Below are 11,805 nucleotides of genomic sequence, written 5' to 3'. Positions count from 1 at the left end.
GGGTTAATATCCTATTTGGGCCGTTAGTTAACGTAGTTAATAGAAACGGCTTCTACATCTAGCTCCTGCGCGATACGCGTGAGCGAAGCATCAAGTGCGCGCAGTGATATTTGCGCGTTTGGTTCCCCGCGCGCAACCGCTGCGCGCAACGCTTTGGTTATGTCTAGGGATATATTGCGTTTGGCATTGTGATTTGGCCCGCGCAAATCATAGGGGTCGGCCGCATCACCCGGCACGGCGCAATGCCCCGGCCCACCAACACAACTGCCGTGGCCCCACAGGCTTACATAGCCGGCGAATTTATCGTTATCTACAACCGGTGTATCTAACTCTATGCTTGGTTCGTTAATAAACGCGTGAATATACATAGACTCTGTAGGTTGTTTTATTTGATGTAAGCGCAATTCAACACGCCTGCAGGTTGCCAGCGCGGTTTTATTTATTTGCTCTGCATTTAGGTTTATTGTGCCTGCGGGTTGCGTTTTATCTACGACGTAAAACGCCGCTGCATCCACATATTCGTAGCCCAATGCTTCTGCATTTAACGCATCGCGGGTGTTGTAGCCCAAACCTACCAACGCAACATCCATACCGTAGGGCACTTGATTGGGGTGACGCTGTTGCCACATGGTAAAAATGCGATCGATATTGACGTGGTGCGGCCAAAATATAGGGTCGAAGCCGGCTGTTAAGTTATCGAGCATATCGCCGGGCATATTGGTGTCGAGTAGGTCTTTGGCGTTATCGTTTTGCGCTTTTTCAGCATCGTAATTTGGGTTAAACCCGCCAACCCAAATATGTATGGTGTTGTGTGGTTCCATATCAACTAAGCCAAAAGCTTGGTTATAAGCGGGGCCGCCGGCAAAATCTCGCCAATATTCTAGCGCTAGTAAATTATCCACATCTTGCTTGGTAGGAAAGTGGTGATGGAAGCCGCGCAAACCATTATCCACAGGGATTGGTTTGTTTGTTTCTTTATCTCTTATATATACATTGGGGTTACCGCTTTCTGTTTTAAAAAACATATTGGGGTAGCGGGCGTTATACCAAAGTGGGTTTAGGTCTTCTAATTTTTTAACAATAATGGCGGCGTTGTTTTTGTACTCTTCACCTTCTATTTTGGCTGCATCGAATAGCTCCACTCCGGAGTTAAAATCGCGCCCCACCACGGCTTTTAACTTTTGCGCCACACTTTCGGGTAGGTGGTATTCGTCTACCAATTCGGCAATGGCTTGCTCGGTAATAAAGCAGCGAAATATTTTTGGAATAATACCGCCGTTACTGGGTTTGGATTTATCTCTGTTTTCATCGTACTCTGGGCTTGTCCAATCCCAAAAGGGCAAGGTTACATCTGGGTCGAAGTCTTGTAGGTTTTTTTCAAAATCGTACAAAAACATACGATGCCATGTAAGAAACTGTTCGAACCCGTGCGCGCACACATCGCCGTGCAACTTACCCCAGGAGTTTAGGCTGCGCCTGTCTCTTGGCCATGCATTTAAACTGCGCGCCCAACGGAAGGCTTCACGCAGCTTACATATTTCTTCATCGGTGAGATGGTCCGCATTTTTGCGCTGCTTAGGTTCATTATTACTGCGTTTAAAGGCGTTGATATTTCCACTATTGCTAAGCGATGGCGCTAAATTTAGCGGGTCGACAACTGCAGTAGCCTCTTTTTTACTGGCTTCCGCTAACAGTACGCCATCTTGTTCTGGGCAATCATCATTTATCCAACTTTCTATAAATTGAATATCGCTTTCAGTTAACGCGTTGGTAGCCCAAGGCAAGGCCGGAAATTGCTCGCCGTTAAACGGAAACTCGCCGCGCAAGCCTTTAATAAGCCCCGAAGCCTGCGCGCGGGTAGTTTTTGGCTCGGCACCGCAGCAACTTTTTTGAGGTTTATCTGCAATTAGCTTTTCGCCGTATAACTTAAATTGCATAAAATCGCTATAGGTGAGCGTATTCCAAAATGCGCCTAAACCCTGATAGCTAGGGATAGCCTGTGCAGCATAGGCTTTATCTAAAATTTGCTTTACTTGCTGGTAGCGCGATTGATTTTGCTGGCTTTCGTTAGCCTTGTTTTTAACGTCGCTAGTCACAGGTCACCCTCCTAGTGGTGGTTGCTTGAACCTTCTAAATTTATTTTTACCAACTCCATCATGCCTTGGTCTTCGTGATCCAAAATGTGACAGTGCAGCACAAACTCGCCTATGTAATCTTCGTAGCGTGTATATATTTCTTCGTTGCGGCTATCGCGCACAAGTAAGGTATCGCGCCATACATTTTGCAATTTTCCATCTGGGCCGAGGCGGGCCAATTGAAAAGGGTTAACATGAATATGAAAGGGATGCCCAGAAGCCAAACCACGGGTGCATAGCGTCCACTTTTCTGCGGTATTTAGGGTAAGCTCTCTTGGCGGCGCTTCGCCAAAGGGCTTGCCGTTTACGCTAAATATAATGTCGCTGCCTTTTCCTTTTTTAAACTCGCCGCAGGGTGTAGTGGGAATATCGTTTCTGTCACCCAAGTAAAACATCATGGGCTCTTTGGTTTCGGGCAGCTTGGCTATTTCTTGTGCGGTAAAATCTTTCATGGCTTTTAACTGAGCAAGTTCTTCGGGCTTGGGTAAATCCATTGTTGCTGGGTTGCCAGTCACCACAATGCGAGCAAGCTTTTTAGCTGGTTCGGTAATGCCATGCAAAGATAAAGATGCAGCGGTTTCGGTATCCATCAACCAGTATTCACCGGCTTTTTTGGGTGCGCGAAATAGCACATCACTGCGGTAGCCAGGCTGTAGCTCTACTTTCGCCCAGCTATCTAAGCGACCTGTTGCTAAACCATCTACAGCAATTTCATGTAATTTCTCTTGCGCGTAGCCACGCGTATCTTCCACGCGCGCCATAATAGTTTCACGCACACCTGCGTGAATAAAACGCCAACGCTGTATTTCGCCTGGGCGCATAGTAATGGTTGGAGCAATTTCACCATTAATTAAAATTTGTCGCTTCATTTTCTCCCACTCACCGGGGCCAAATGCGCCTATGCCATCGGCACATTCGCTTTCGTAGCTTTCAATTACCCCACTGCAGTCGTATGCCACTTGCTGGAACACAAATACCTTTTCTTCTAAATCTTTTATTCGCGGCGCGTCATCTAGGCCACCTTCTACTATTAGCGCGCCAGCCATACCGCTAGACACTTGTAACGCTGTAGAGCCATGCACATGAGCGTGGTACCAAAATGTACCCGAAGGATGATTAGGCGGGACTTTTATTTCGTAGTCGAACTCTACGCCGGGTTTAATTTGTAGAAGCACGTTATCGCTATTGCCAGCGGGTGATACATGAAAGCCGTGGGTATGCAGGTTAGTAACATTAAAGTTGCCAGGCGTGTTCATTACATTATCTTTACCGTGACCGCAGCGATCTGGATATTTGGGGTCGCACGGCGGCATGTTATTTTGCAGCTTTACGCGCAATGTGTCGCCAGGTTTTAGACGCAGAGTTGGCCCCACCATTTTGCCGTTGTAGGTACGCAAGTGGGTATCGCAGCCACCTATGTTGTGGTTGGCGTACTCAACACTTAGCGTGGTAACTAATTCGCCGTTTTTAGAGCTAATAACTTCTGGGTTTTGAAATGGTTGCAGACCATATTTTTTTAGGTTTATGTCTTTGTATTCACAACCAGGTTTCGCTTTTGCAACTTGTTCTGTAGCTTCGGGTTTGGCGATTAAGTCGTAGTAGTTGGCTGTATCGCTATGCGCAAATGCGCACAGGCTTAATAACACTACAATGATTGGAACTCGGGTAAGGTAGGCGCACATTATAAAATTCCTTCTTATTGCTAGTTGTGGGTACTGCTCTCGCCATTGCGAAAAAGCAAATAGCATTACAAGCTAGCGCTATTGGCAATGGCACAAAAACTTTCATCACCGCCCATGCTGTAATGGAAACCACGGGTTGATATTCACTTGATGTTTTTTCCGGCGGCACCATTATTGGTTTACTTATGCGCCACAGGATTGAGTCACAACATTGAGCCACAAGGTCGAAATAGACCTATTCTGATCGGTGCGGCAATATGACGCATAGATGAGTAAATACCACAGATTGCTAAATAACAATTAATATTCTTAAAGTGACACCACACGCTGCGCATTGACACCACACACAACGCGGCGAACATTAATAATTATTAGAGTAGGTTTAGAAGTAATACGAAATCGTATTTAAGAAGTGGCTAACGAAGGTGCTGAAGAAACAAGCTAAGTAATTGAAGAAGCGAGACAAGCAATTGATAAACTATGCGAGAGAAGCACACTCCCTCACCCCGCTCGCACAGTATTTTCAACCTTAGGTTTGCCACTGTGTTTAACAGCAGCTTTAGGTTAGTTAGAGCTAGCTAACTTGTTTATTTGCCGACTAAAAAGACGCTTGCGTAAATGCGGTTACCCCAGTATCTAACACATTATTAGCGCCTGCTTGCCACTCTACATTCACCGCTGGGTTTTGCTCGTCACGCTTTACACACTTCCATTCCATTTGTGTATTGATAGGTATGCTTATGGTGGTGGACCACAGTGGGTAGTTAACAGGCGCTAACAAAACCGCATTTTCTACACTCCAACTGCCTAACTCTGGACTACTACCAACAACATAAACACTTTGACCAAGCTGGGTAAAACCATTGTCGCAATTAAATTGTACTAGTTCGTTGCTAGATGGTAGGTATGCGTCTAATGCCGTTTGTTGTATAGCGCTAATGCTGTACGCCTTTGTCGAATCGTTAAAGGTAATGCGATACGCACCCGCTTGGCCACTAATCACAATATCGTTACCAGCAAAATCGCCAATAAAGTCGCCATTGCTATCGCCGTAATTTTCACTCCAGTCGCCAGACACATCGAATTTAAATCGCGCATTGCTGTTAGCGGTTACTATTTCTGCGGTCCACTCGTTATCGCCCGTTAAACGCATGTTACTAAATGACGACCAGCCATTGTGCTCGCCGCGTATAGTTACATACCGATAATTACGCACATACTGGTTGCGTATGTATTGGTGGTAGCTATTTTCGCCAATAATGTTTTCTATCCAAAACTTGTAGCTGTTACCTGCGAAAAACACAAAGTCACCGCCGCCAGATATTCCCGCTTCGTCGTGCACAAACGTACTCACCGGTTGCTGGGTGTAGTAATTGTTGGAATGAGTTACGAAAGTGTTGGTTGTTCTATTCCAAGTTAACAAGGCACCATACGCAGATACATCGTGGGTATAGTTACCGGCAAAGTTATAGAACGCACTTGCAGTAAACGCAACAATACTGCCATTGTGCGATAAACTAATGGCGCCGTGACGATAGTGCGAAGGCAAATGCTGCTTGATTTTATTTTGCGTGCTATAGATATTTAAGTAACGCACTGTTGGTGATACGTATGGCGTTTTTTCTTTGCCGCTAGCAATAACTACAGAGCCGTCTCCAGCTATACCATAATTTAAATCGCGCGCTCTATTTTTGGCATCTTCACACTCGGTTATACGTGTATAGCTACCATCTAGGCGATCTAGCACAAAGGTTTGATAACCCAACTCGCCGCACGCATTTGCATCTATGTTTTTCGCCTGGCTGGCAAAAACCACAAAGCGGCCGCTGTCGTCGGTTTGCGGGGAAGCACTTGCGCCATCTAGGGCGACAACTTCATTCATGCTATTTACCGTTTGGCTTAGCAAACGGTTAGTGCCGGTATTTATATCGTAAACAAATAAATCACTTACGCCGTTGGAATCACCAGCCACAATATTGCTACAGCTAGAATAGTAAATAAGTTCGTTGCGTAGGCTCGCAAAGGTTGAACGCGACCAATTGTGCAAGGCCCACTCTTCAATACACCCCTGTAGAGGTTCGCCATTGTAGCTTTTAATTACCGGCGTAAGCTGCTTTGCAACCATATCGTATAAATACAATGGCGAAGCGTCGCTTGAATATAGGCTCGCTCTACCCGGGCTAGGTCGCAATGCCAAATATCTGCCATCGGCCGATGCATCTATATTTGGCTCGTCTTCTATTAGCGTATTAAATTCGTTGCTAATAATGTAATTGGTTTTTTGCAAACGCATATCGGTATAAGCAATAGCCATGGAACTAGCTGCACCGTGCGTTGCCACTACGTTTTGGCCAGGGCCACTTGCAAACACATAACGACCACTGTCATTCATGGCCATATTGCGCGATGTATACGGGTCTGTAACTGCATCGCCATATTGATTCGTTGTGTAGAGAGTCAAGTTGCGCTCGCCGTAGGATAAAGCTGGCAGCAACAGTAAACAAAAAACCACTGAATTAATGAGTCGGTTCATTGCCAAATCCTTTAGTTAGTGTATTGGGTGAGGTTTTGTATTTTTTATAGGCGCACGCAATCCACCCCATACTTTTGGCTGAATAAAATATCTTATTCAGTCAGAATTATGAGTGAGTAAAAATGCAGATTTAATTATTAGAATTGCGTGGGCTTGATGGTATTAATACAAATTTAATTTCGTATTAACGATGCAGATTATAAATGCTTAACATGATTAACAATTGTGACGCAGACGCCGCCTACATACGTATTCAACCATTGAATACGTATGTAACTTGTGAACTTATTTTTATTAGTCTTAATAAGAGAGGAATATACGTAGCGTGCTTTTAGAAATGGTTAAAACTAAAAATAGAAAAACACTAACCAAGCCAACCAAATAGTCGTATTTGCACTAAGAAGTAAAAAGTAGGAAATAACAAAAACACAGGGGAGCTGATAACTGAGAGTTGAGAGTTGCAAACTGAGAACTGAGAGCCGCTAGAACCAAAGCGCAACATCTAGTCTACATCAACATAACGCAGCCCAACGCCGTTAGAGTCTGTGCGAACAATTTCCATTTTAAGCTCTGGCGCTGATTCGATAATACCCTGTACTTGCCCCGTCACAATAGAACCAATAGGTGGCATAGCAGTGGGTTCTGCCAAAATAAACAGGCCGCCGTCTGAGATATCTTTGGTTTTAATTACTTTTTCGCCAATATCTGGGTGGGTAATTTTAATGTTTACCGTCATGGGTATACGCGGGTGCTCGCGTCGATTATCCATAGTGCAGGCATCTCCAAACTAGGTAATAAGCTAGATAATAGTCATCATTACTTTAGCTTAGCCCATAACTAGCCATTGTGCCGCTCACTTTGTGTGCCTATTTAGACAATCTACAGCGCAATATGCGACTTAACGGTATCAAATAGGTCTAAAATGCGCGCCACGTAAGGGTCTAGCGTTTTAAAGCCAGCATTGGAGCGACGCAATAGGTTGTGCTCAAGCTTAGTAACAAGCTTATTTAACCTGCGCTTATGCACACCTAACAGCACCTGTAGGGGGTCGGTTACTAGGCCCGAAAAAGTAGCAATTACCGACAACACAAGCATTACACTAAAAATGGCCACCATATTTTCGCCAGTATTGGCCTGCGGTGGAAACATGGTGTAATACCAACCGCCAGCCGTCTCACCAAGAAAGAACTGCTGCTGTGCACGCAGCTTTACCCACACACCAGCCACAACTAAGCCAATGCCAATACCGCCGGGGGTAAACTTTTTAAAGGCTATTGCCCCTACCATGGCTGCAAATATTGTATTCGAGATATCTGCCGCTGCCGTACGGCTTTGCATTAGTTGCTTTAGAGCATCATCGACAATATTGTTTAGTTCGCGATAAAGGCTTTGCTTTTTGTGGGACGGTAATTCGGAGGCCGATGCTAGCTGCTCGGCAATGGGCAGTAAGTATTTATCTATACTGCTGTGCAGTTTAGCTTCATCTAACAGCTCTTGTTGAATAAGCGCATTAATATTGCGCTGTACTTTGGTGGTTAGCCCTGCGGGTAACCAATTGGCCACGCCTTTAGCACCCTGCCAGCCCGCCAAAGTAAAACAATATAAAAGTAATTGTAAACACAGGTAGATTGGCGCCCACAATAAATTAATAGGTGCGCGCAATAGGTCTACACCAAAAGCAAGACGGTTAGTTTGCCAACAACCTGGCACCCAAAAATGTTTTTTTATAAAAAGCGGAATATTTGCGCGGCATTGTTCAAAGTAATCTTCAATGCCTGCCTCTATTGCATGATGTATAGCTGCAGTTTCTTTACTTAAAGCTGGCGAGTTAATTTGCTGCATTATAAGTTACTGTTGCCTTTCAATTAGTAATACTGCTTTAACACCAACGTGCCATTGCGATGGGTAAACTCGACACTTTTAAGGGCGCTCATACCTAAAAGAATTTCATCGCCGGTAAAGCCCATAGTTATGCTCGCGTCTACATCGTATAGCGTAATACTACCCAGCTTTAATACATCAATATTAGTACGGTAAGTTGTTGTTACACCATTTGCCGTATGTGCCGCCCCTTTTGCACCGCGTTTAAGGCCAAGCTTTTTCGCTAGGGCGCTTGGAATAGCCACATCGGTAGCGCCAGTATCGAGCAAAAACGTTACTGGTTTATTATTAATAGTACCGTCGGTTAAGTAATGGTGCTGCGGGTTGCGCTGTAATACAACCTGATTCACCCCATTTGCCGAACTAGACTCGGGCATAGCATTGGGGTTATGGCGCTTATCTTGCCAGCGCTGAATAAGCAAGGTGGCCACTACTATGGCTAATACCCAGCCAATCATTAGCATACCGCGCCCAATGCGCTGCTCGGGGGCCTGTTGATTCTCTTCCACGTGTATCTAACCCTATTTAAAACTTCACTTGGGCCGATTATACACATCGTTTCGGCAAGCGGAAAAAGTAAAGCAACACCCTTCTCTCGCCTTGGGTTTGCTATGGTAGCCAGCTTATAGAATTACATTGGCACAGTGTTGTCCTATTACTGCTGTCCTATTACTGAGAATTGAAACTCATAATTTGTCCCATAGTTGGTATTCTGCTTGGGCTTTATTATAAAAAAGCCATATATATCAACATGTTAATAAATGGCATAACAACTGCAATTACTCTGTTAGTAAATATATCGAATACATAATAATCACTAGCAACATGGAGCAACACACAATGACGGGAGCAGCCAATATAGCAGCAGGCAGTACAAACCCAATAAAAGCACAAAGGTTAGATATAGTAGACGCGCTGCGCGGTTTCGCCTTGATTGGCGTGGGCCTTGTTCACTTTGTAGAACAATATATAGCAGGCGCTTACCCCGAAGGCTATGGCGAAATAGCTATGGCCACTCTGGCAGATAAAATAATTGTAGGCTTAGTGCAATTTTTCTTGGCGGGTAAGTTTTACGCTATTTTCTCTTTTTTGTTCGGCCTAAGTTTTTTTATACAAATAGACAAGCCCTCGCGCAACAATCAACCTTATGCCGCTCGGTTTATATGGCGCTTAATACTGCTGTTTGGCTTTGGCTATATACACCACTTGTTTTATCGCGGCGATATTTTAATGCTTTACTCCGTACTAGGTATAAGCCTATTGGCCATGCATAAATTACCCACGCGAGTATTACTATTAATTGCTTTGGCATTATTTTTAGGTTTAGGCCGCTATATAAGCTTTGCCACCACGGGCGATTTACTGCGTATGGATATGAACCCAAACAGTGAATTAAACCTATTCTATTTCGAACAGTTAAAAAATGGGTCGCTATTGGATGTATTCGCCATAAATAATATTGTGGGCATTCAAAATCTTTTGGCGTTTCAATTCGGTATATTTGGGCGCGGGTATATTACCCTGGGGTTATTTATACTCGGTATGTGTTTCGGTCGGTTTGGGTTCTTTCACACAATTAGCCAACACAAACGCACGCTAAAAAGGTCTCTTGGCTATGCAATTGCAAGCACAGTTATATGTATAGCGTTAATGGCCGGTACCTTTGTGCTAGTAGGTGAACCTCAATTCAATACATGGCTAGAAACCCTCGCACTCACCTTTTACGACCTTGCCAACCTAAGCCTTGCCGTAGCTATTTGCAGCGGTTTTATTCTATTTGCCCTCAGGGAAAACAACACAAAAACTATGCGCTGCTTCGCACCCTATGGGCGTATGGCACTTACTAATTACTTAATGCAAGCGCTTATAGGTACCTTTATTTTATATGGCTGGGGCTTAGGCTTTATTGGCGAGTGGCCCAATAGGTATTTACTTGCCTTAGGGTTAGCAGTTGCCATATTTCAAATTATTTTTAGTATGTATTGGATGCAACGCTTCCACTACGGTCCGTTAGAATGGGTTTGGCGCAGCTTAACCCTGTGTCAGAAGGTGGAGTTTAGAAAGCAACAGTAAAAATAAACTAGTTATTATTGTGGGCCGCAATGCGGCCCATTTTCTATTTACATAACGCTTTTTATTGTTAAGCTTTCACTTACCTTCAACTGCTTCCCAAATGTGGGATTACAGCCCCACCAGCGCGTCCCAAATTTGCGACTGCCATTACCCCTCACTTAATTATTTATAATAAATTCAACAACTTACACTTTGGCACAATCCCTGCTATCACCCAGTTACGCCAATCACACTATTAAGTTTTAGGTTTATGGATATAGCAATTGCACGCAAAAAGCCCGCCTACGGCAAATACATTGCGCTAGGCGTAGTTGTGCTAACTGCACTGCTAATTGGCGTGCGTGCGCTGTGGGTTTTATCGTTGGCGGATTTTAGTTTGGAGCGCTCTAAACTCACCTTTGGCCAAGTGCAACAGGGCGACTTTACCGTTAGCGTGCGTGGCAATGGCGTACTCGTGCCAGAGAATATTCAATGGCTGGCAGCAGAAACAGAGGCCACCGTAATACGACGCGTATTAAAAGCAGGCCACATTGTAAGCAAGGGTGACCTAATTGCCGAGCTAGCCAACCCGCAACTGGTGCAATTACTTGCAGAAACACAGTGGGAGCTAACCGCAACCGAAGAAGAACTAAAAGCCGCACAAGTTCAACAAGAAACAGAACTGCTTAGCCAGAAATCGATAGTAGAAAACGCCAAACTTAATTTTGAACGCAGCCAATTGGAATACGTTGCCCAAACCGATTTAATTAAAACTGGGGCAGTTTCTAAAATTGCTTTTCAGCGTACCCAACTAGAAACCAGCCAGTTTGAACAGCGCTGGCACACTAGCCAAGAGCAATATTTAAAAATGCAGCAGAATTTACTCGCGCAAAACAGAGCGCGCCAAGCTCGCCTAAGCCAAATGAAAAATAGATTAGAGCGCTTACAACAACGTGTAGATGGCTTACAGGTGCGCGCCACATTCGACAGTATTGTTTTAGATGTACCTATAGAAGCAGGCCAGCGCATACAAGCGGGTGCCAATATAGCCAAGCTTGCACAACAAGATGCCCTGTACGCCGAACTAAGCGTACCAGAATTAAAAATAAACGATGTAGCGGTTGGTCAAAAAGTTTTAATTGATACACGTAATACCGTTGTTAACGGCAAGGTAGCGCGTATTGATCCAACAGTAATAAACGGCAATGTACAAGTAGATGTGGTTTTCACCCAACCACTGCCAAGCGATGCACGCCCAGATTTAAGCGTGGACGGAGAAATTATTACCGCCCATATCGAAAATACGCTTTACGTTACCCGCCCATTACTTTCGCAAAGCAATAGCCGCGCTGCGCTTTACAAAGTGCGCGACGACAACCAATTTGCTGAGCGAGTACACGTAAGCTTAGGTGCCTCGTCGCCCAACCGAATTCAAATACTCGAAGGCCTTAACGCGGGCGATACCATTGTTGTGTCCGACCCTAGTCTGTTTCAAACCTACAATATTTTTAGATTACGCTAA

8 protein-coding genes are annotated in these 11,805 nt (G+C 44.6%); 2 read left to right on the top strand and 6 right to left on the bottom strand.

All coding sequences use genetic code 11. From position 1 onward, the window contains the following. Positions 1 to 23: 23 nt before the first annotated feature. From SDE_RS01670 to SDE_RS01645, 6 genes are all read right to left on the bottom strand, one after another. Complete coding sequence (locus SDE_RS01670) at positions 24 to 2,096, bottom strand: tyrosinase family protein (protein ID WP_011466804.1); 2,073 nt, start codon at positions 2,094 to 2,096, stop codon at positions 24 to 26. Between the two features lie 11 nt (positions 2,097 to 2,107). Next, positions 2,108 to 3,817 (bottom strand): multicopper oxidase family protein, encoded by a 1,710-nt coding sequence (locus SDE_RS01665; RefSeq protein WP_011466803.1) that lies wholly within the window; start codon positions 3,815 to 3,817, stop codon positions 2,108 to 2,110. A gap of 598 nt (positions 3,818 to 4,415) precedes the next feature. Next, entirely contained in the window at positions 4,416 to 6,350 is a 1,935-nt protein-coding gene (locus SDE_RS01660; protein WP_011466802.1) for a carbohydrate-binding module family 20 domain-containing protein, read from the bottom strand. Between the two features lie 502 nt (positions 6,351 to 6,852). Then, complete coding sequence (locus SDE_RS01655) at positions 6,853 to 7,119, bottom strand: PilZ domain-containing protein (RefSeq protein ID WP_011466801.1); 267 nt, start codon at positions 7,117 to 7,119, stop codon at positions 6,853 to 6,855. 110 nt (positions 7,120 to 7,229) lie between these two features. Then, positions 7,230 to 8,192: a DUF6635 family protein gene (locus SDE_RS01650; RefSeq protein ID WP_011466800.1), complete on the bottom strand. Its 963-nt coding sequence runs from the start codon at positions 8,190 to 8,192 to the stop codon at positions 7,230 to 7,232. 23 nt (positions 8,193 to 8,215) lie between these two features. Continuing rightward, entirely contained in the window at positions 8,216 to 8,740 is a 525-nt protein-coding gene (locus SDE_RS01645) for a retropepsin-like aspartic protease family protein (protein ID WP_011466799.1), read from the bottom strand. Positions 8,741 to 9,071: 331 nt separating this feature from the next. Here SDE_RS01645 and SDE_RS01640 point away from each other — a divergent pair, with 331 nt between their 5' ends. Continuing rightward, positions 9,072 to 10,304, top strand: a complete 1,233-nt coding sequence (locus SDE_RS01640; protein ID WP_011466798.1) for a DUF418 domain-containing protein — start codon at positions 9,072 to 9,074, stop codon at positions 10,302 to 10,304. 250 nt (positions 10,305 to 10,554) lie between these two features. Continuing rightward, entirely contained in the window at positions 10,555 to 11,805 is a 1,251-nt protein-coding gene (locus SDE_RS01635) for an efflux RND transporter periplasmic adaptor subunit (protein ID WP_011466797.1), read from the top strand.

The organism is Saccharophagus degradans 2-40, from assembly GCF_000013665.1.
GTDB classification, from domain to species: domain Bacteria; phylum Pseudomonadota; class Gammaproteobacteria; order Pseudomonadales; family Cellvibrionaceae; genus Saccharophagus; species Saccharophagus degradans.
Note: the sequence above shows the minus strand (reverse complement) of the source record. Positions and strands in the feature narration are given on the sequence as shown.

Excerpts from the sequence above, each read along its gene's own strand:
- SDE_RS01665 (WP_011466803.1), bottom strand. The coding sequence starts at position 3,817 with ATGTGCGCCTACCTTACCCGAGTTCCAATCATTGTAGTGTTATTAAGC.
- SDE_RS01660 (WP_011466802.1), bottom strand. The coding sequence starts at position 6,350 with ATGAACCGACTCATTAATTCAGTGGTTTTTTGTTTACTGTTGCTGCCA.
- SDE_RS01655 (WP_011466801.1), bottom strand. The coding sequence starts at position 7,119 with ATGGATAATCGACGCGAGCACCCGCGTATACCCATGACGGTAAACATT.
- SDE_RS01650 (WP_011466800.1), bottom strand. The coding sequence starts at position 8,192 with ATGCAGCAAATTAACTCGCCAGCTTTAAGTAAAGAAACTGCAGCTATA.
- SDE_RS01640 (WP_011466798.1), top strand. The coding sequence starts at position 9,072 with ATGACGGGAGCAGCCAATATAGCAGCAGGCAGTACAAACCCAATAAAA.
- SDE_RS01635 (WP_011466797.1), top strand. The coding sequence starts at position 10,555 with ATGGATATAGCAATTGCACGCAAAAAGCCCGCCTACGGCAAATACATT.